Annotated in this window: 1 protein-coding gene; it reads left to right on the forward strand. The window is 57.4% G+C overall.

What is annotated here, in order from left to right:
• On the forward strand, positions 1-395 hold a 395-nt coding region (locus J5224_RS34905), incomplete at its 5' end, for a hypothetical protein (RefSeq protein ID WP_413544779.1).
• Positions 396-531 lie beyond the last annotated feature (136 nt).

Consider the following 531-nt stretch of genomic DNA (forward strand, 5'->3'; position numbering starts at 1 on the left):
TTGGGCTCCTGGCGGTTGTGGCGATTGCCACACTGGTGATGCTGCTGTGGAATGCCTTGCTGCCCGCCATTTTTGGCGTCCAAAGCATTGGCTTTTTCCAGGCGCTGGGGCTGCTGATCCTGTGTAAGATACTGTTTGGTGGCATCGGCTATCGCGGATTTTTTGGCCGCCACGGGCGCGAAATGCGTGAGCGTTGGTTAGCCATGAGTCAGGAACAGCGTGACGCCTTTTTCCACCAACGGGGATTTGGCCCACAGGGGGACCACTGCGGTCACCGTTTTCATCACGGCCCTTTCGCGCACCGTCGTGGTAGACATCAAGCGTGTCATGACAGTCAGGATGACGCCCCGGTGCCAAGCGAAAAACCCGCCGACCAAAGCGGAAAAACGGAGTAATGGCGAACGCCATGCAAAGGCAAAACGTTCTGCTCACCGCGCTGGAAGCCTGTCAACGACGACTGCGTGCGTTTATTGCCCGACGCACGCGCAACACGGCGGAAGCGGAAGATATCTTTCAGGAAATCAGCTATCG

The organism is Candidatus Symbiopectobacterium sp. NZEC135 (genome assembly GCF_025962695.1).